Source organism: Flavobacterium laiguense (assembly GCF_003097655.1).
GTDB classification, from domain to species: Bacteria; Bacteroidota; Bacteroidia; order Flavobacteriales; family Flavobacteriaceae; genus Flavobacterium; species Flavobacterium laiguense.
Genome location: NZ_QCZH01000005.1, coordinates 139,181 through 157,885 on the forward strand (window position 1 = coordinate 139,181; position 18,705 = coordinate 157,885).

Consider the following 18,705-nt stretch of genomic DNA (forward strand, 5'->3'; position numbering starts at 1 on the left):
TGTTTATGGTTGTGTAATTACTTAAAAGGAATGTTTTATATTAGGTATGAGAGATAGTAATATTGATTTTTATAGAGGGCTTGCAGTTATTGGCGTTATAATTCTGCATGCTTGGATGACTATTCCTGGTATTGGTATTGAATTTCCCAATTTACATATTGTTATGTCTCGATTCTCTGTCTCGATGCAGTTGTTTTTTGTAATAAGCGGGTACCTTATTTATTCTAGTTTTAATTATAATAGAAACATAAAAGGATTTGTAGGCAATTTTTATATAAAGAGAATGAGTAAAATCATTCCTTTATATCTTATATTTCTAGGACTAAACTTGGCGGTTTTTTTACTTTTAAATTACATGTACAAAGATTTTGATAATTATAGTATGTATAAATTGAAATTAGAGCACATAACTAAAAGCAATTTTATTGCTCATTTATTTTTTTTACAGGGCTTTTCAGCTTATAGACTTCACTCTTTGCTTGACGGCTCATGGTCGATTGTTATTGAAGTATATTTTTATTTACTATTTCCGTTTTTTGTATACAATTTTGTGAATACAAAGAAAAAAAGCATTTTGTACTTTTTGTTGTCTTTGGGCTTGCTTGCTTTGTTTCCCAAGACAATTGGTCTTGTTTGGGATGATATTAATATAGGATCTTTTTATTATTATTATTTCACAAATCAATTTCCATGTTTTATTTTAGGAATTGTCTTGTTTCATTATAAAGATTGTTTTTTTGACACAAAAGTTAAACTCCCTTTTTTGATATTGTCAGCCACGATTTTTATGGGAATGCTACACGGAAGTATAAAGCCGATTGACTACCATATTTTTTATTCAATAGGTATCATTTTTTTTATAATTAGTTCTTATGAGACTTTAAGTGGATTTAAAGAATACTCCATTTATAAGTATATTGCTAATATAGGAACTCAGTCTTATGCTATCTTTTTTTTACATCTAATTATTATGAATGTAAGTGTGTTTTTCTTAAACAGGAATTTAATTGGTGTAAATCCATTAATAGTATTTGTAATTAATTTATTAGTTATTTTTTTAACTAGTTATATTCTTTCAAATTTTATTTTCAATAAGATTGATGTGTATTTCTGTAAATTGGGAAAAAAACTAGTCGTGAAAACAATTACCCCTTAAATATCTATAATATGAAGTAAATAATATTAAACCTAAAGAGCCGTAATACAATATTTTAAATGGACTCCAACTTAAATTAAAAGGAGTCTAATACTAGATAAACTAAAACGAAAACATTTTTTGCAAAATTATAATAAAAAAATAAATTTAATTGAAACAAATTATACAATCCTTTAAAACAGGAGCCACAATATTAGAAGAAGTCCCTGCACCACAAGTAAAAAGAGGAGCAGTTTTAATACAAACCACACGTTCATTAGTGTCTTTAGGTACTGAACGGATGTTAGTAGAGTTTGGAAAATCAAATCTAATCTCTAAAGCCCGCCAACAGCCTGATAAAGTTAAACAAGTTTTAGATAAAATTAAAACGGAAGGCTTGGTACCAACTCTCGAAGCTGTTTTTAATAAGTTAGGAGAGCCACTTCCTCTGGGATATTGTAATGTAGGACGTGTTATTGCCGTAGGTGAAGGCGTAAGTGAATTTAAAGTTGGTGATCGTGTGGCGTCCAATGGACAGCATGCTGAATTTGTTTGTATTCCGAAAAATTTAGTGGCACACATTCCTGATGGCGTATCCGATGACGAAGCTGTTTTTACCGTTATAGGTTCTATAGGATTGCAAGGTATTCGTTTGTTAAATCCAACTTTAGGAGAGACAATAGTCGTTGTAGGTCTAGGATTAATTGGGTTGCTAACGGCTCAGTTATTAGTTGCCAATGGTTGCAGAGTAGTAGGTGTAGATATCGACGAGAGTAAGTTGGAATTGTCAAAACAATGGGGTGTTATTCCTTTTAATCCAAAATCTGGAGATGTTGTTAAGTTTGTTGAAGGAATTACCGGAGGTATTGGCGCAGATGGTGTGCTAATTACAGCTTCGGCCAAAACAGATGAAATTGTTTCACAAGCCGCAAGGATGTCCCGTAAGAGAGGACGTATCGTATTGGTTGGTGTAATTGGATTGAATCTAAGCAGAGCAGAATTTTATGAAAAAGAATTGTCTTTTCAGGTTTCCTGCTCTTATGGTCCTGGTCGCTACGACGAAGATTATGAAAACAGAGGAAATGACTATCCTTTAGCATTTGTGCGTTGGACAGAAAAACGAAATTTTGAAGCCATACTACAAGCTATATCTTCAAAAAAGCTTGTGGTCAATAAAATGATTACAGAAATTGTTCCGCTAGAATCGTATCAAACAATTTATGGAGAAATTGGTTCAAGCAAATCAATAGCATCAATATTGAGTTACAAGGAGCAGCATATAGAAAATCCTTCAAATACAATTCAATTAAAGGAAGCTAGTTTCAAGGAAGCTAAAGGTGTTATAGGTATTGTGGGAGCAGGGAATTTTACTAAAATGACCATGTTGCCTGCCTTAAAAGGAAGTGGAGCACACTATAAATATATTGCAAGCCAAGGAGGTGTCAGTGGTACAGCCATGGCACAGAAATATGGTTTTTCTCATTCTACCACAAATTACAAAGAAATTTTAGCAGATCAAGAGGTCGACTTGTTGTTGATAACTACCCGTCATAATCTACATGCGAGTATGTCTGTAGAATCATTACGAGCAGGAAAACACGTTTTTGTAGAGAAACCATTAGCGCTAAATACTGATGAACTTGAATGTGTTATCGAGGCGCAACAGGCTTCAGGAAAAACGATTACCGTAGGGTTTAATCGCCGTTTTTCACCTCATGCTGAAAAAATGAAAAGTTTACTTGGTTCGGCACCTATGAATGTAATTGCCACTATGAACGCGGGTTTTATTCCGGCTAATGTATGGATACACGATTTAAAAGTCGGTGGTGGTCGTATCGTTGGTGAGGCTTGTCATTTTATTGATTTAATTACTTTCTTGACAGGGAGTAAAGTAAAAGCCGTTTGCATGAACGCCATGGGAATTAATCCTGAAGAAAACACCGATAATGCTACCATATTATTACAATATGAAAATGGTTCTACTGGAGTAATCAATTATTTTTCAAATGGATCTAAAGCGTATGCCAAAGAACGTGTGGAAGTTTATTCGCAAGAACGAACTTTGGTAATGGATAATTTTAGAAAAACGGAAGGTTTTGGCTTCAAAGGCTTTTCTAAATTAAAAACAAGTTTAGATAAAGGACATAAAAATCAATTTCATTCCCTAATCAATAGAATTCAAAATGGAGGAGCTCCATTAATTTCAATGGAGGATTTGATAAACACTTCCAAAGCCTCATTTGCAGCTATTGAAAGTTTAAAAACAGGAAGCTGGGTGAAGATTTAAAATTGGTACAAACCAATTTACTGCAAAAGAAAACAAAAGAATAATGAAAATATCTTTGGCCTTACAACTTTTACAAAACATGGGCATCCGATATGTATCATATCGGGTGCAACATGAATTTGAAAAACGATTTGGAATCCTTAAAAAAAAGCACCCTATAAATCCACCGTTAAAATCGTTTATCACCTTGGATGCTTGGAGAAAAAACACATCTTCATTTGTCATTGCTGAACGGGAATTATTAACTTTTCCAAAAGAAAAAAAGACACCCTTAAAAGATAAATTCAAAAGAATATCCAATGGCGAAATTTGTTTTTTTAGTCATGAATGGAAAAATATAGGGTTGGATTATGATTGGATTACAAATCCAGATAGCGGTTATCGTTATGATGTTTCAAAACATTGGTCAGAAATTAGCGATTTAAATCCATCCAATGGAGATATAAAATATGTTTGGGAAAAATCTCGTTTTTCTTATTTATTAACAGTTATTAGATACGATTATCATTTTGAGGAAGACCATGCAGAATTTGTTTTCTCAGAAATAGAAAGTTGGATAGCTGCCAATCCAATCAATCAAGGACCAAATTGGCGATGCAGTCAGGAAATTTCATTGCGTATTTTTAATTGGTGCTATGCTTTGACATTTTATAAAAATTCAGAAGCATTAACGGAAGAACGATGGTTAAAAATACAGCATGTCATTTATTGGTCGTTGCATCATGTGTACCATCATATCAATTTTTCAAGAATTGCTGTTAGAAACAACCATGCAATAACAGAGACTTTAGTTTTGACACTAAGTGAACTGTTATTTCCTTTTATACCTGAGACAAAAAAATGGGCTAATAAAGGAAGAGCTTGGTTTGAAAAAGAAATTGCCTACCAGATATATGAAGACGGTACTTTTTTGCAGTTTAGTATGAACTATCATAGGGTGGTCATTCAGTTATTATCATTAGGAATTTCATTGACTGAAAAACATCATGTGCCATTTTCAAATACGGTGTATGACCGTGCTTATAAAAGTTTAGATTTCCTTTACCAATGCTTGCAGGAAGAAAATGGTTTTTTGCCCAATTATGGAGCAAATGATGGAGCATTGTTTTTTCCTTTGTCCGAAACCCTTTATCGGGATTATAGACCGCAATTAAACACCTTACATTTCATATTGACCAAAAAAAAGCTGTATGAAACTGCCGATTTAGTAGAAGATGCTTTATGGTTATTTTCTGAAGACAAAATAAGCAATAAGGTGAACAGAGCTGTTTTGACAAAAAAATACGGTGCCACTAGTTACAATATTGGAGGGTATTTCATTTTGAGAGTCAAAGATTCATTTAGTTTCATTCGTTGTGGGAAATACAAAGACCGCCCTTCTCATGCTGATAATCTTCATTTGGATATATGGATTAAAGGAGAAAATGTGTTGCGTGATTCAGGGACTTATAAATACAACACTGATAAAAAATATTTAGACTATTTTACAGGATCTACCGGACATAATACTGTTACCGTAGAGGACCATTCACAGATGTTAAAAGGGAGTCGTTTTATATGGTTTTATTGGTCTCAAGCACTTTTTGGGAAATGGGAAGAAACAGAGAACAGCTTTGTTTTTACGGGGAAAATTAGTGCTTTTCGTTTTATTAATCCAAAGATAGCTCATTCAAGAAAAGTCACTGTAAGCAAAATTCAAAAAGAATGGGTTATTGATGATATAGTGGAACATGCGAATGGATTGCTGAAAAAACAAATTTGGCATTTCGATGACTTTGAATGGGAATTCAAGAGCCTAGCAGATCAGAATATTGCAGTTGAAGGGGAAATAATTACTTCTTTCAACTCTTCCTTTTACGGACAAAAAGTAAATGGAAAAGCTTTAGCATTTTCATTTGATAACAAAATAAGTACTACTTTAAAATATAAATAATATTAGGAATGAAAATTTTACTGCTACATCAATATTTTTTAGAAGACAATGATCACGGTGGTTCCCGTTGGAATGAAATCACCAAACAATGGACAGAGGAAGGGAATGATATTACTGTTATTGCAGGAATGATGCATTATAGCTCAAGTTGTAAAAGGCCAGAATATAAAGGAAAATGGTTTAAGAAAAAACAACAAGGTGCTGTAAATATTATTCGTTGTCATGTTTCAGAGAGTTATAATTCTAGTTTTGTAGGTAGGTTATGGGCTTATTTTTCTTTTGTTTTTTCTAGTTTATGGGCGGGTTTATTTATCACAAAAGGAAAGTACGATGTTATTATTGTAACATCACCACCTTTATTTGTAGGGATAAGCGGGTATTTGATTTCGCTGTTTAAAAGAACTCCTTTTGTTTTTGAAATTCGAGATTTATGGCCGGAATCCGCTATAGATACAGGGGTGGTGACTAATGGTCTAATTATAAAGCTAGCCTATGTATTGGAGGCTTTCATCTACAAAAAAGCAACACTTATTAATGTGTTAACACCAGCTTTTAGACAAACTTTAATTGAAAAGAAAAAAGTAAATCCGGATAAAATTATTTTCATACCCAATGCCGCCGATTTTACTTTGTCAGATAAAATCGTTGAAAATTTTGATACTGCTATTTTTAGAAAAGAACATGATCTTGAAGGAAAGTTTGTAATTACATATGTTGGAGCACATGGTGTTGCGAATCATTTAGAGCAAATCATTGAAACAGGTTTATTATTGTCTGATACAAATGTGTTGTTTCTTCTAATAGGTGATGGTATGGAAAAGAAAAGACTCATTGCATTGGCAACAGAAAAGAAAGCTGTCAATGTTCGTTTCTTGGATCCTGTTCCCAAAGCAGAAGTTTTTAAATATATTTTAGCATCTGACATGGGAGCTTCAGTACTTAAAAATGTAGATACTTTCAAAACTGTTTATTCTAATAAAACGTTTGACTATATGTCTTGTAAACGCCCTATTTTGATGGCTATTGATGGGGTCTCAAAAGAATTGGTTGAAGATGCTAAGGCTGGGGTGTTTGTTGAGCCAGAAAATCCGGAAGATTTTGCTAAGAAAATTAGAATGTATTTAAATGATCCTAAACAAGTTATAGTACAAGGTGAAAATGGATATAAATTTGCAAAAGCCAATTTTGATAGAACTATTTTAGCCAAAAAATATATAGAATCTATGAGAAAACTTATGAGTATTAGATAATGTATAAAATTTTCTTAAAAAGAATAATAGACTTTAGTTGCGCAGTAGTAGGATTAATACTACTAAGTCCTTTATTCGTTATTGTAATTATCGGTTTGTATTTTGCTAATCAAGGCAAACCTTTTTTCTTTCAATTACGTCCAGGTAAAAACGGGAAAATTTTCAAAATTGTTAAGTTCAAAACTATGAACGACAAAAAGGATATAGTTGGGAATTTACTTTCTGACGATCAACGTTTGACAAAAATTGGGAAATTCGTACGAAAAACCTCTTTGGATGAAATTCCACAGTTGCTAAATGTAGTAAAAGGCGATATGAGTTTAATAGGACCACGTCCTTTATTACCGGAATATTTGCCGTTGTATGATGACATGCAAAAAAGGCGTCATGATGTAAAGCCCGGTATAACGGGTTGGGCACAAGTAAATGGGAGGAATGCCATTTCTTGGCAAAAAAAGTTTGAGTATGATGTTTGGTATGTAGAAAACTTAAACTTTTTTTTAGATATTAAGATATTATTTTTGACTGTAAAAAAAGTATTTAAGTCGGAGGGTATAAATGCAAATGGTTCAGTGACAACAGAAGTTTTTAAAGGGAATTAGTATGTATTTATTTGGAGGAAATGGTCATTGTAAAGTCGTTGTTGATATTATTAAAAAATCAAATGAGTATCCAATTGAAGGGATATTTGATGATAATCCTAAATTTAATGCAATTTTTGATATACCGGTTTTTAAAACTAAAACTTTAGACTTCTTTATAGACAAGCAATTAATTATATCAATTGGGAATAATGAGATAAGAAAGAAAATTTCTAAAAAAATTCCTGCACTATATGTAAAAGCAATACATCCTAATGCAATAGTCTCTTATGATGTGAAAATTAATGAAGGTACTGTAATAATGGCTGGAGCAATTCTAAATGCTTCAGTATATATAGGAAAACACTGTATTGTAAATACGGGTGCTGTAATTGATCATGATTGTAGTATAAATGATTTTGTTCATATTTCTCCCAATGCATCTCTAGCTGGGAATGTAGTTGTCGGGGAAGGGACTCAAATAGGAATAGGAGCTTCTGTCATTCAAGGAATTAAAATAGGGAAATGGGTTACAGTAGGAGCAGGAACTGTTATCATAGATGATGTTCCTGATTTTGCAGTTATAGTGGGGAATCCGGGAAAAATAATAAAATATAATTCAATAGAAAATGAATAACTCAAAAATATGGCTTTCTTCACCACATATTGGAGGAAACGAGCAACAATTTGTAAAAGAGAATTTATCGCATACCGCAAAATGAAATACAGCTTTATCGGATTGTAATCCAAAAAAGTTGTGTTTTTTTCGGAATCAAATCCAAAAAAGTTTAATTTTGTACCGTAAAATAGACGTTTATGGTAATCCGTAGTTTAGAAGAGAGTATTTTGTCGAGGCTTTTTCAGAAAAAAGCAATACTTATAATGGGGCCTAGGCAGGTGGGGAAAACTACACTGTTGAAAAAAATTTTTCAAGACAACCACAATGTCCTTTGGTTAAATGGGGACGAATTAGATGTTCAAAAACTTTTTTTGAACATATCGGCCGATAGATTTAAAGCTATTATAGGTGATAAAAAAGTAATTGTTATTGACGAAGCTCAGCGTATTGAAGAAATTGGACTGAGATTGAAATTGATTATTGACTCTATGCCAGAGGTGCAATTGATTGCTACCGGTAGTTCATCATTTGATTTAGCAAATAAAGTTAATGAACCCCTAACGGGTAGAAAATGGGAGTACAAGATGTACCCTCTCTCTTTCTCAGAAATGGTTAGCCATCATGGTTTACTTGAAGAAAAGCGAATGTTGCCCCATCGCTTGTTATATGGTTATTATCCTGATGTGGTAAATAATCAAGGAAATGAAAAAGATATTTTGAGACAACTTTCGGATAGTTATTTGTATAAGGATGTCTTGATGCTGGAACAAATAAAAAAACCTGAAAAGTTAATTAAGCTTTTGCAGGCTCTAGCTTTACAAGTTGGTTCTCAAGTTTCTTATAACGAAATCGGTACTCTGTGTGGGTTAGATTCGAAAACGGTAGAGAAATATATAACTTTATTAGAGCAGACTTTTGTTGTTTTTAAATTAAGTTCATTCAGTAGAAACATTCGGAATGAGTTGAAAAATAGTAAAAAAATCTACTTTTATGACAATGGTATTCGTAATGCACTGATTTCAAATTTTAATCAGATTGAAAACAGAACGGATATAGGCGCATTGTGGGAGAATTTCTTGATTTCTGAAAGAATGAAACATTTGAATTACAGCGGCAAGTGGGCTAATTATTGGTTTTGGAGAACAAAAGAACAAAAAGAATTAGATTATATAGAGGATTCAGATGGTCAAATCACAGCTTTTGAATTCAAATGGAATCCTGAGGCAAAGGTTAAGTTTCCTAAACAGTTTATAGCGAATTATCCAGAGTCTAATTTTGATATTATTCATAGAGATAATTTTGAGTTTTTTTTGCTATAAGCGAAATAATCTAGACGTTTTGTTTTAAAAGCAGCTTAGATTTTAAAAAAAAAATAAATAGCCAATCTTTAGACTTAAGAAGGGGAGGTGTAAAATATAATATTCAGAATGGAAAATCAAAAAATATGGCTTTCTTCTCCACATATGGGAGGAAGTGAACAACAATTTGTTCAAGAGGCTTTTGATGCCAATTGGGTAGCTCCGTTAGGCCCCAATGTAAATGGTTTAGAGCAAGATTTAGAGAAGTATTTGGGCAATCAATCCCATGTTGGTGCTTTAAGTTCTGGAACCGCCGCAATTCATCTGGGTTTGATTTTGTTAGGGGTTCAAGCGGGAGATGAGGTGCTTTGTCAGTCCATGACTTTTTCGGCATCGGCCAATCCTATTTTGTACCTTGGAGCGATTCCTGTATTCATTGATAGTGAAACTGAAACCTGGAATCTTTGCCCAGTGGCATTGGAAGAAGCCATTATCGACCGAATAGCCAATGGAAAAAAACCAAAAGCTATCATAGCGGTTCATTTATACGGTGTACCCTATCAAATTGAAGCAATTAGAGCTGTAGCCGATAAATATGGCATCCCAATTTTGGAAGACAGCGCGGAGGCATTAGGTAGCAGTTACAAAGGACAAAAGTGTGGTACTTTTGGTGATATTGGTGTATTGTCGTTCAACGGAAATAAAATTATTACCACTTCGGGTGGAGGCGCCATTGTTACTCCTACCAAAGCTTTGAAAGACAAAGCTGTTTTTTTCGCTACTCAATCCAGAGATGATGCACCACATTATCAGCACAGTGCAATTGGGTATAATTATAGAATGAGTAATATTTGTGCGGGCATTGGTCGCGGGCAAATGGAAGTGTTAGACGATCATGTGGACTTGCGTAGAAAAATGAATGCTTTTTATGTTGATTTATTCAAAGATATAAATGGAGTTACCGTTTTTACTGTTCCCAACGAAGACTATTTTGCGAATTATTGGTTGAGTGCCATTGTCGTTAATCCTGAATTATCAAAAGGCATCAATCGTGAATCGTTACGACTCGCATTTGAAGCCGAAAATATAGAGTGTCGTCCTTTGTGGAAACCAATGCACTTGCAACCGATATTTGAGCAATATCCTTATTATGGAAACAAGGTTAGCGAAACTTTATTTGAAAATGGATTGTGTTTGCCTTCGGGGTCTAATCTTACTGATGAAGAAAGAGAACGAATTGCGAAAGTGGTGAGAAGGGTTTTAGGGTAGTTTCTGTTGTTATGATGTTTATACTGACTATAATCACAAATGGATTGATATGAATTTGATTGCATATGCGTATCGTCGTTTTGGTAATGTAGGGGTTCAAGCTAAGTTGAATACCGCTTGGATGCGCAATTATCAGTGGCAACTTGATAATAATAAATTGAATATGCAATTTCAGGTTACTTTAGAATATCATTTTTAATTTTTATTTTAGTTCCACAAAATTTCTTCTGTTAAATAGCTACTTGTGGTCATTGTCAAGACATTATGGGGTAAGTTGTTTTTTTGTCAGCAATGTAAAGGTTACTTAATTATGTGACAAAACTAACTTTAAGTAATAAGATGTAAATATTGGAGAGGGCTAAAATGGCGGTGATTTATGGAGAGGAGTATCTTTAAGCGAGTAACGGTTCTCAAGTAGATTTGAAAAGCTATCGCATTTTAAATCTACTCGAACTGATGGGTTATAAAAAATAAAACAATGAAAGACGTATTTTTTGAGAATATAAAACAAAAATTGGTTGCAAGCCAATTTAGAATTGATAGTTATGATGCTAACCGCCCTTGGGGTGGTTTTTTTGTGTTAGACGAAAGTCAGGCACAAGAATTTGCAGACACCTATTTTGATGGATTGGATGTTTCGCAATTAAAAATCTCGGGTAAGTTAAGCCCTAAAATATTAGTGGTAGCTCCTCACCAAAGACTATCTTGGCAATACCACCACCGAAGAGCAGAGATCTGGAAAGTAATTGAAGGAGAAGCTGGAGTAGTTCGCAGCTCAGATGATACGGAAGGAAAACTGGAAGTGTTAGGTAAAGGGGATTTGATTACTTTGCAACAAGGCGAACGTCACCGTTTGATTGGGTTGGAGGATTGGGCTGTTATTGCCGAAATATGGCAGCATACGGATGTAAATAATCCCTCTGATGAAGATGATATCGTCCGTGTTCAGGATGATTTTGGGAGGTAAAGAATTGTAGGAGTCGGATTTGTCGGAAATGAGATGAGCTTTGTTTCTGCAAGAGAGGGATTTTTGAGGACGCTTGAGTCGTTTAGGAGATAGTTGTCGGTTTTTAGTTCTCTGTTTAAAGATGTTTAAGCTCAGGTATGTGATTGGATTAACGTGATATTGGGGTTTATTTTTATTAAAATGTTGAATTGCTGAATGTTAATATTGGAGTGGAGTTCCTTATGAAGATGCTTTCTTCGTCAGTAGGACAAGTTTGTGGGATAGCTGCGTTTTATTAAATGAAAAAACATATCAAAAGAAAATAAATATCCCCAATTAATCAAGGAATGAATCCATACCAATCAGAGGGGGGGACAGATTTCCTTTGTAAATGACATGAAATTTAATGCCATTGAACGATTTTATATCATTAGCAATTCAGCCGAAAATCCTTTGAGGGCTAGGCAGGGACACAAAATAGACAACAAATATTTTTATTGCATACAAGGTACTATAAAAGTGCATTATGTAAAAATTGACAATTGGGAATCGCCTTCGAAAGACCTAAAAGTAGAAAGAGTGGTGCTTACTGCTACAGAAAGTAACATTCTCCACATTCCTGAAGGCTATGCCAATGCAATTGAATCGTTGGAAATAGGATCTAAATTGATATCCTTTTCGACTTTGCCGCTCGATCGAACTTCGGAAGATGATGTTCGGTTTGAGAGTGGGATGTGGTCAGTTGGCAGTTAGCGGTTATCAGTTTTCTGTTATCAGTTTTCGGTTGTGAGTTTTCGGTTACGGGTTGTGAGTTGTCAGTTAAGCTTGGAAAATAAAAAATAAAATACGAGAAAGTTTCTAAATATAGAAACATTTTGTAATTTTATAAAAAAAAGGAAGAATTGAAATATTTTGAAACAAGATTTCTGGAAGAAGCAGATGATTTTATATCAAACTTTGATGAAAAAACCATTACAAAGATTTTATATAATATTGATGTTGCTGAACAAACTAACGACCCAAAATTATTTAAAAAATTACAGAATGATATTTGGGAATTTCGAACGAAATTTAGTGGGCTTCAAATTAGATTGTTAGCTTTTTGGGATAAAACGGACAAAACGGAAACTTTGGTTTTCGCTACTCACGGATTTGTGAAAAAAGTGGATAAAGTTCCAGTAAAAGAAATTGAAAGAGCAAGTAATATAAGAGCTAAATATTTTGAAAGTAAAACTAAAAAATAATAGTATGGCAACCTCAGAAATGAAATCATATTCACTTTCAGAAATGAAAGATAAATTTATCGGAGAAAAAGGAACTGAAAAGAGAGAAAACTACGAATACGAACTTCGTATGGATGTCTTGGGAAGAATGATAAAAACGGCAAGGCAAGAACGTAATTTAACTCAAGAGCAATTAGGCGAACTTGTTGGCGTAAAAAAATCACAAATTTCTAAACTTGAAAGCAGTACAAATAGCGCCACTATCGATACCATTATTAAAGTTTTCAAAGCATTGAAAGCCGAAATAAATTTCAATGTAACTTTAGAAAACCAAATTTTGAAATTATCATAAGTAAAAAGCGTGGTGCTCACTGCAACAGAAAGCAACATTCTTCATAAGCCGGAAGGTTATGCCAATGCGATTGAGTCGTTGGAAGAAGAATCTAAATTGATTTCTTTTTCGACTTTACCACTAGACCGGACTTCAGAAGATGATGTGCGGTTTGATAGTGAGATGTGGTCGGTTGGCAGTTAGCGGTTATCAGTTTTCGGTTATCAGTTTTCTGTTGTGAGTTTTCTGTTGTGAGTTATGGGTTATGAGTTATGGGGTTTAAGATTGTTTATAAGTTTAAGGTTTCAAGTTTTTAAAAAGAGTATTTTTGATTAGTATTAAGTATCAAAAAAACAGTTAAATTTAATTGAATTATGGAGGAAGATATTCGATGGAAACAACGTTTTGAAAATTATCTTAAAGCACTGGGACAGTTGCAAAAATTTATAACGAAAGGTAATTTGAACGAGCTAGAAGAGCAGGGACTTATACAAGTTTTTGAATTCACACACGAGTTGGCTTGGAATGTAATGAAGGATTATTTTGAATATCAGGGGGATTCTTCAATAACAGGGTCCAGAGATGCTACAAGAGAAGCTTTTCAAAAGGGATTGATTCAAGACGGAGCACAATGGATGGAAATGATAAAAAGCAGAAACCAATCCACTCATACTTATAATGAAAGTACAGCAAACGATATTAGAGATAGAATATTAAATTATTATTTCGATTTGTTTGTTTCTTTTAAAGAGAAAATGAAAGAATTTTAGAATGATACTATTTGGTTTAAAGAAAGAAGATATAGACAGGATAAATAATGTCTTTGCTATGTATGAAGGCATTGAGAGCGTGTTTATTTATGGCTCTAGAGCTAAAGGAAATTTTAAAGTGGGTTCTGATATTGATTTAACTATTATTGAGAATTTATTAACTTTTCCAATGTTTTTGGAGATAGAGAACAAATTAGATGATTTACTATTGCCTTATAAAATAGATTTATCCCAAAAACGAAAAATAACAAATATTGATTTGCTTTCGCATATTGACCGAGTTGGAAAATTGTTTTACGAAAGAGAAAATAGTCAAGAGGGGTGATCGGATTTCGGTTATAGGGTTTAAGATTGTTTATAAGTTTAAACACGAATGACGCAAAGAAAGTACCAAGTTCATGGAGGGTTTAAGGGTTTAAACTCAAGGGAAACGAACTAAAGAAACAGTTCAAGTTTGGTTCTCTGTTCTGTTCTCTAAATTCTGTGTCCTGTATTCTGAAATCTATTATGATGTATTTTAACAGTTTTAACTCAGCATATATAAAATAATTTTAACTTTGTAATAAATTAGGTAACATTAAAAATGAAATTACTATGAGTACTACCGAAATAAAGCTTTATGACATCTTTAGAAACGATTTGAAATTGTCGGATGAAAAGGCAAAACTATTTGCTGAGGTAGTGCAGGAAACGATACAAAACGAGGTAAAGCATGAACAAACCGAGTTTAAAAGTGTTCTCAAAGAAGATTTTTACAAGGTCGATATAAAAATCGAACAAATGAATGCAAAGTTCGAACAAATGAATACGAAAATAGAAGGGGTTAGAGGAGAAATAAAAGACAGTAAAGCCGATATGATAAAATGGATGTTTGCCTTTTGGGTGACAATTATTTTAATGTTGTTAGCTAATTTTTTTCTAAAAAAATAAATTCTAAGCTGTTTTTATATAGAAAACCGTTCCGATTGGTACGGTTTTATTTTTGTGATTCATTTTCAAACTTGAGAGTTTACGGTTGTTTAAAGATTTAAAATTGAAAAAAAAACTAAAGACAAAGTTTGATTTTTTTTCAATTTTAGTATTGACTATCTTTCTGTATTCTATACTCTATTTTCTAAAATCTTTCTTCTCAATACTTCTTTTTAAAAATATAAAATTACAATATGAACATAGAACAAACTTTTATTAAAGATTTAGTTATACTGACTCCAGATGTTTTTGAAGACGAAAGGGGTTATTTTTTTGAAGCCTATAATAAAAACAAATTCAGTGCGCTGGGAATCAATATTGATTTTGTGCAGGACAACCAGTCTTTTTCACAAAAAGGAACTTTGAGGGGTTTGCATTACCAAAATCCACCTTTTGCACAAACGAAACTGGTTCGGGTGCTGCAAGGGGAAATTATGGATGTGGCAGTCGATTTAAGAAAAGACTCGCCTACTTATGGAAAACATTTTGGAATTAGATTAACTGCTGAAAACAAAAAACAATTGTTGGTGCCACAAGGTTTTGCCCATGGTTTCTCCGTATTGAGTGAAACGGCTGTGGTGCTATACAAATGCGATCAGTTTTATAACAAAGCCAGTGAAGGTGGAATTCGCTATGATGATGAAACTTTGAATATCGATTGGGGAATGGATTTGAAGGATGCTATTGTGTCTGAAAAGGATTTGGTTTTACCTGATTTCGGGAATTGTAATAGTGAGTTTTAAGGAAGAGTTGTGAGTTTTGGGTTTTGAGTTGTGGGGTTTAAGATTGTTTAAAAGTTTCAAGTTTAAAGTTTCAAGTTTAAAGTTTCAAGTTAGTTCTACAAATTACAGCATTTTAGACTTATATTACTTTTCAAGTAATTAATTAGAAAACAACTACCAAGAAAAGGCTAACCATATAAGTAATATAAGAGCATATAAGCCTATGCTGTTTTATTCTAGCTTACATGTACTTATATGACTCTTATATGGTTCAAACTTGATACTGTTTGTTTTAGAATATAGCCGAATTTGTATACTAGACGGTACAAAATGAGCTCTATTTTGTATAGCCGAATATACAGTTTTTGTTGTTTTTTGTTTATTACAGTATTTAAAAACACTATTTTGTTAGATCTAACGAACAATAATTTATTATTTTGTATTGTCTGCCGAACAAAAATAAGTATTTTTGTATTGTAAATACAACAATATGGAAGAGTTAGTTGAGAAATTTCGTTTTAAATTAAGTCATACTTCAACGGATTTTGTTAGGAGTTTGGGAAATGATATTAATTGGAACGCAAGATTAATAGGGGTTAAAGGGGCAAGAGGTGTTGGGAAAACAACAATGCTCTTGCAGCATATTAAAATGAATCTGACGGAAGTGTTAGATAAGACATTGTATGTGTCTTTGGATTCAATATGGTTTAGCAATAACACACTGGTCGATTTAGCGGATGATTTTGTAAAAAAAGGGGGTGAGTATCTTTTCTTAGATGAGGTACATAGATATGACAACTGGTCACAGGAGTTGAAAAATATCTATGATGATTACCCGATGCTAAAAGTCGTGTTTACAGGGTCTTCATTGTTGCAAATATTGAACGCTAGAGCTGATTTGAGTCGCAGGGCTATTACGTATACCATGCAAGGGCTTTCCTTTCGGGAGTATCTTAGTATTGAAACTGGACAACATTTTGATAAATTGACTTTAGAGTCTATTTTGAGTAATCACTCAACAGAATCAGCTTTGATTACTGCCAAGGTAAAGCCATTGCAATATTTCGATAGGTATCTCAGGCAGGGATACTACCCTTTTTATAAAGAAGAATTAGATTTGTACATACCTCGTTTGGAAGAGGTTATTAATATGATGCTTGAAATTGAGTTGCCTTTGTTGCGAGGGTTGGATTTGGCTTATGTTCATAAAATAAAGCAATTGTTGCTTATTATTTCGGAATCAGTTCCTTTTGTGCCCAATGTTAGTAAATTGAGTGACAAAATTGGTATCGCTAGGAGTACTTTGCTTTTGTATTTTCATTATTTGGCTGAAATTGGCCTTACTGTCAATTTGTTTAAAGAGTCGGGTGGTATTAGTAAATTGCAGAAACCGCTTAAAGTATATTTAGAAAATTCAAATTTGATGTATGCTTTAACATCGAGTGCTGCTAATACTGGAAATATAAGAGAAACTTTTTTCGCAAATCAACTCGGTTATACCCATAAAATTATGTATTCCGACAGGGGTGATTTTTTTGTGGATGAGAAGTATGTTTTTGAAATTGGAGGAAAGGATAAAAGCAAAAAACAAATTGAAGGTGTTGAAAATTCTTTTATAGCCTCAGACGATATCGAATATGGTTTTCAGAATAAAATACCATTATGGTTGTTTGGCTTTTTGTATTAACGGTATAACTGCCACAAATCATTTCGACTTATTTACTTAAAAACAACTAAAGCTTAAATGTTAGCAGTTGCGAATTCCCCTCTTGAGAGGGGTTAGGGGTGTGTTTTTTTTTGAAATGCAAATATTCCGTTTTGTAATGCTACTCTAAAATATTTGCAGTAATTAAAAACAACTGTAAAGCATGAGTTTATTAGTCTCAGTATTTAAGTAAGTAACTCGAAAATCACTAATTAAAATAGAATGAATAAAATACTAGTAACAGGTGCCAAAGGGCAATTGGGTTCGGAATTGAACGTTTTGTCGAAAAACTATAGCCAGTTCGAATGGGTTTTTACCGACAGAACCGTGTTGGATTTGTGCGATTTAGATAGTTTAGATGCTAAATTATCGAGTATCCATCCGCAATTTATTGTCAATTGTGCGGCGCATACTGCCGTGGATCGAGCAGAATCTGAGCCTGAATTAGCCGATGTTTTGAATCATCAAGCTGTTGCCGTAATGGCGAAATGGAGCGAGGCGAATGACTGTAAATTGATACATATTTCTACAGATTATGTGTTTGACGGTACTGCAGCTACGGGACTCGATGAATGGGCACCAACGAATCCGATTAATGTATATGGGGTAACTAAATTGGCTGGCGAAAAATCTTGTATGGAAGCAAATCCATCAGCTATTATCATCAGGACTTCATGGGTGTATTCTAGCTTTGGGGCTAATTTTGTAAAAACCATGTCCAGATTGATGCAGGAAAGAGACAGCTTGAATGTTGTCAATGATCAAATAGGGAGTCCAACCTATGCCGCCGATTTGGCTCAAGCCATAATGACGATTATCAATCATCCTAAGTGGCAAGCTGGAATTTATAATTTTTCTAACGAAGGAGAAATTAGTTGGTACGAATTTGCTTTGGCTATCCAAAAAATTGGTGGTTTTGATTGTTCTATTAGTGGAATTCCATCTTCGGCTTATCCGACACCTGCTCAACGTCCTCAATATTCTTTATTGGATAAAACCAAAATTGCAGCTACTTTTGGGGTTGTTGTTCCGAAATATAAAGAGAGTTTGGTGAAGTGTATGGGGTTGTTGGGGTAGTTATCGGTTATGAGTTGTGGGATTTTCGTTTTGCTCCAGCCCTAAAGGGAGCCGAAAATAGACGAGTGAATTTATACGAAAATCTTATTTTTGTACTAAAAAATGAAAAAAAATCCATTCAGTACTGATGATATGTGGAAAGGGGCTTCAGCAAGAATCTTTTCGAATGCACAAAAATTAAGGATGAATGCAACTGAGGCGGAAGAGTTTCTTTGGTTAGCGTTGAGAGAAAATCAATTGGATGGTCTTAAATTTAGAAGACAACACCCATTAAGTGTTTACATAGCCGATTTTTATTGTCATAAACTCAAATTGGTTATAGAGATTGATGGAGGTTATCATCAAACCAAAGAGCAGATGCTTTTGGACGAAGAACGAACAACTACTATTGAATTTCAAGGTTTAAAAGTGATTCGATTTACAAATGAGGAAGTATTGCTGAAATTGCCAGAGGTCTTAGACAAGATCAAAGAGTTTGCAAAATTAAATTCGTAGATTTCCGTTTTGCCCCGCCCCTAAAGGGAGTCGAAAATAGACAGATGAGTTTAAATAATAAATGTTCTGATTCATTTTTCCACCCTTTAGGGTAG

The 18,705-nt window shown here is 33.6% G+C and carries 20 protein-coding genes; all 20 read left to right on the plus strand.

Features of this window, described 5'->3' with window-relative positions:
- The first annotated feature begins 46 nt into the window (after positions 1–46).
- The 20 genes from DB891_RS07010 to DB891_RS07105 all read left to right on the plus strand — a co-directional run bounded on the left by DB891_RS07010 (position 47) and on the right by DB891_RS07105 (position 18,610).
- Positions 47–1,156, plus strand: a complete 1,110-nt coding sequence (locus tag DB891_RS07010; protein ID WP_116761951.1) for an acyltransferase family protein — start codon at positions 47–49, stop codon at positions 1,154–1,156.
- Positions 1,157–1,307: 151 nt separating this feature from the next.
- The gene (locus tag DB891_RS07015; RefSeq protein ID WP_116761953.1) at positions 1,308–3,422 is read left to right on the plus strand and encodes a bi-domain-containing oxidoreductase; all 2,115 of its coding nucleotides are present in this window, start codon (positions 1,308–1,310) and stop codon (positions 3,420–3,422) included.
- A gap of 43 nt (positions 3,423–3,465) precedes the next feature.
- A complete protein-coding gene (locus DB891_RS07020; RefSeq protein ID WP_223256065.1) occupies positions 3,466–5,355 on the plus strand; it encodes a heparinase II/III domain-containing protein in 1,890 nt (629 codons plus the stop codon).
- An 8-nt stretch (positions 5,356–5,363) separates the two neighbouring features.
- Positions 5,364–6,605 (plus strand): glycosyltransferase family 4 protein, encoded by a 1,242-nt coding sequence (locus DB891_RS07025; protein ID WP_116761955.1) that lies wholly within the window; start codon positions 5,364–5,366, stop codon positions 6,603–6,605.
- Positions 6,605–7,207 carry a sugar transferase gene (locus tag DB891_RS07030; protein WP_116761957.1) on the plus strand — a complete coding sequence of 201 codons (603 nt, stop codon included), beginning with the start codon at positions 6,605–6,607 and terminating at the stop codon, positions 7,205–7,207. The genes DB891_RS07025 and DB891_RS07030 overlap by 1 nt, the downstream gene beginning before the upstream one ends.
- A gap of 1 nt (position 7,208) precedes the next feature.
- Positions 7,209–7,823 carry an acetyltransferase gene (locus DB891_RS07035; protein ID WP_116761959.1) on the plus strand — a complete coding sequence of 205 codons (615 nt, stop codon included), beginning with the start codon at positions 7,209–7,211 and terminating at the stop codon, positions 7,821–7,823.
- 179 nt (positions 7,824–8,002) lie between these two features.
- On the plus strand, positions 8,003–9,124 hold the full coding sequence (locus tag DB891_RS07040; RefSeq protein WP_116761961.1) for an ATP-binding protein: 1,122 nt from the start codon (positions 8,003–8,005) through the stop codon (positions 9,122–9,124).
- Positions 9,125–9,232: 108 nt separating this feature from the next.
- Entirely contained in the window at positions 9,233–10,372 is a 1,140-nt protein-coding gene (locus DB891_RS07045) for a DegT/DnrJ/EryC1/StrS family aminotransferase (protein WP_116761963.1), read from the plus strand.
- Between the two features lie 49 nt (positions 10,373–10,421).
- Positions 10,422–10,571, plus strand: a complete 150-nt coding sequence (locus DB891_RS17585; RefSeq protein WP_189337118.1) for a hypothetical protein — start codon at positions 10,422–10,424, stop codon at positions 10,569–10,571.
- A gap of 279 nt (positions 10,572–10,850) precedes the next feature.
- Positions 10,851–11,339 carry a cupin domain-containing protein gene (locus tag DB891_RS07050; RefSeq protein ID WP_116761965.1) on the plus strand — a complete coding sequence of 163 codons (489 nt, stop codon included), beginning with the start codon at positions 10,851–10,853 and terminating at the stop codon, positions 11,337–11,339.
- 375 nt (positions 11,340–11,714) lie between these two features.
- The gene (locus DB891_RS07055) at positions 11,715–12,071 is read left to right on the plus strand and encodes a cupin domain-containing protein (protein WP_116761967.1); all 357 of its coding nucleotides are present in this window, start codon (positions 11,715–11,717) and stop codon (positions 12,069–12,071) included.
- Positions 12,072–12,220: 149 nt separating this feature from the next.
- Complete coding sequence (locus DB891_RS07065) at positions 12,221–12,562, plus strand: type II toxin-antitoxin system RelE/ParE family toxin (protein WP_116761971.1); 342 nt, start codon at positions 12,221–12,223, stop codon at positions 12,560–12,562.
- Positions 12,563–12,566: 4 nt separating this feature from the next.
- Positions 12,567–12,893, plus strand: coding sequence for a helix-turn-helix domain-containing protein (locus tag DB891_RS07070; protein ID WP_116761973.1), 327 nt, complete (start codon positions 12,567–12,569; stop codon positions 12,891–12,893).
- 353 nt (positions 12,894–13,246) lie between these two features.
- Positions 13,247–13,642 carry a nucleotidyltransferase substrate binding protein gene (locus tag DB891_RS07075; RefSeq protein ID WP_223256066.1) on the plus strand — a complete coding sequence of 132 codons (396 nt, stop codon included), beginning with the start codon at positions 13,247–13,249 and terminating at the stop codon, positions 13,640–13,642.
- Position 13,643: 1 nt separating this feature from the next.
- Positions 13,644–13,967 carry a nucleotidyltransferase domain-containing protein gene (locus DB891_RS07080; protein WP_116761977.1) on the plus strand — a complete coding sequence of 108 codons (324 nt, stop codon included), beginning with the start codon at positions 13,644–13,646 and terminating at the stop codon, positions 13,965–13,967.
- Positions 13,968–14,236: 269 nt separating this feature from the next.
- Positions 14,237–14,572, plus strand: coding sequence for a coiled-coil domain-containing protein (locus tag DB891_RS07085; protein WP_116761979.1), 336 nt, complete (start codon positions 14,237–14,239; stop codon positions 14,570–14,572).
- A 233-nt stretch (positions 14,573–14,805) separates the two neighbouring features.
- Positions 14,806–15,354 carry a dTDP-4-dehydrorhamnose 3,5-epimerase gene (gene rfbC / locus DB891_RS07090; RefSeq protein ID WP_116761981.1) on the plus strand — a complete coding sequence of 183 codons (549 nt, stop codon included), beginning with the start codon at positions 14,806–14,808 and terminating at the stop codon, positions 15,352–15,354.
- 469 nt (positions 15,355–15,823) lie between these two features.
- Positions 15,824–17,020, plus strand: a complete 1,197-nt coding sequence (locus tag DB891_RS07095) for an ATP-binding protein (RefSeq protein ID WP_116761983.1) — start codon at positions 15,824–15,826, stop codon at positions 17,018–17,020.
- Positions 17,021–17,260: 240 nt separating this feature from the next.
- Positions 17,261–18,115 carry a dTDP-4-dehydrorhamnose reductase gene (rfbD, locus tag DB891_RS07100; protein WP_116761984.1) on the plus strand — a complete coding sequence of 285 codons (855 nt, stop codon included), beginning with the start codon at positions 17,261–17,263 and terminating at the stop codon, positions 18,113–18,115.
- A 102-nt stretch (positions 18,116–18,217) separates the two neighbouring features.
- Entirely contained in the window at positions 18,218–18,610 is a 393-nt protein-coding gene (locus DB891_RS07105) for an endonuclease domain-containing protein (protein WP_223256067.1), read from the plus strand.
- Positions 18,611–18,705 lie beyond the last annotated feature (95 nt).

Coding starts and splice junctions, on each gene's coding strand:
- DB891_RS07010 (WP_116761951.1), top strand. CDS start 47: ATGAGAGATAGTAATATTGATTTTTATAGAGGGCTTGCAGTTATTGGC.
- DB891_RS07020 (WP_223256065.1), top strand. CDS start 3,466: ATGAAAATATCTTTGGCCTTACAACTTTTACAAAACATGGGCATCCGA.
- DB891_RS07025 (WP_116761955.1), top strand. CDS start 5,364: ATGAAAATTTTACTGCTACATCAATATTTTTTAGAAGACAATGATCAC.
- DB891_RS07030 (WP_116761957.1), top strand. CDS start 6,605: ATGTATAAAATTTTCTTAAAAAGAATAATAGACTTTAGTTGCGCAGTA.
- DB891_RS07035 (WP_116761959.1), top strand. CDS start 7,209: ATGTATTTATTTGGAGGAAATGGTCATTGTAAAGTCGTTGTTGATATT.
- DB891_RS07040 (WP_116761961.1), top strand. CDS start 8,003: ATGGTAATCCGTAGTTTAGAAGAGAGTATTTTGTCGAGGCTTTTTCAG.
- DB891_RS07045 (WP_116761963.1), top strand. CDS start 9,233: ATGGAAAATCAAAAAATATGGCTTTCTTCTCCACATATGGGAGGAAGT.
- DB891_RS17585 (WP_189337118.1), top strand. CDS start 10,422: ATGAATTTGATTGCATATGCGTATCGTCGTTTTGGTAATGTAGGGGTT.
- DB891_RS07050 (WP_116761965.1), top strand. CDS start 10,851: ATGAAAGACGTATTTTTTGAGAATATAAAACAAAAATTGGTTGCAAGC.
- DB891_RS07055 (WP_116761967.1), top strand. CDS start 11,715: ATGAAATTTAATGCCATTGAACGATTTTATATCATTAGCAATTCAGCC.
- DB891_RS07070 (WP_116761973.1), top strand. CDS start 12,567: ATGGCAACCTCAGAAATGAAATCATATTCACTTTCAGAAATGAAAGAT.
- DB891_RS07075 (WP_223256066.1), top strand. CDS start 13,247: ATGGAGGAAGATATTCGATGGAAACAACGTTTTGAAAATTATCTTAAA.
- DB891_RS07080 (WP_116761977.1), top strand. CDS start 13,644: ATGATACTATTTGGTTTAAAGAAAGAAGATATAGACAGGATAAATAAT.
- DB891_RS07085 (WP_116761979.1), top strand. CDS start 14,237: ATGAGTACTACCGAAATAAAGCTTTATGACATCTTTAGAAACGATTTG.
- rfbC (WP_116761981.1), top strand. CDS start 14,806: ATGAACATAGAACAAACTTTTATTAAAGATTTAGTTATACTGACTCCA.
- DB891_RS07095 (WP_116761983.1), top strand. CDS start 15,824: ATGGAAGAGTTAGTTGAGAAATTTCGTTTTAAATTAAGTCATACTTCA.
- rfbD (WP_116761984.1), top strand. CDS start 17,261: ATGAATAAAATACTAGTAACAGGTGCCAAAGGGCAATTGGGTTCGGAA.
- DB891_RS07105 (WP_223256067.1), top strand. CDS start 18,218: ATGAAAAAAAATCCATTCAGTACTGATGATATGTGGAAAGGGGCTTCA.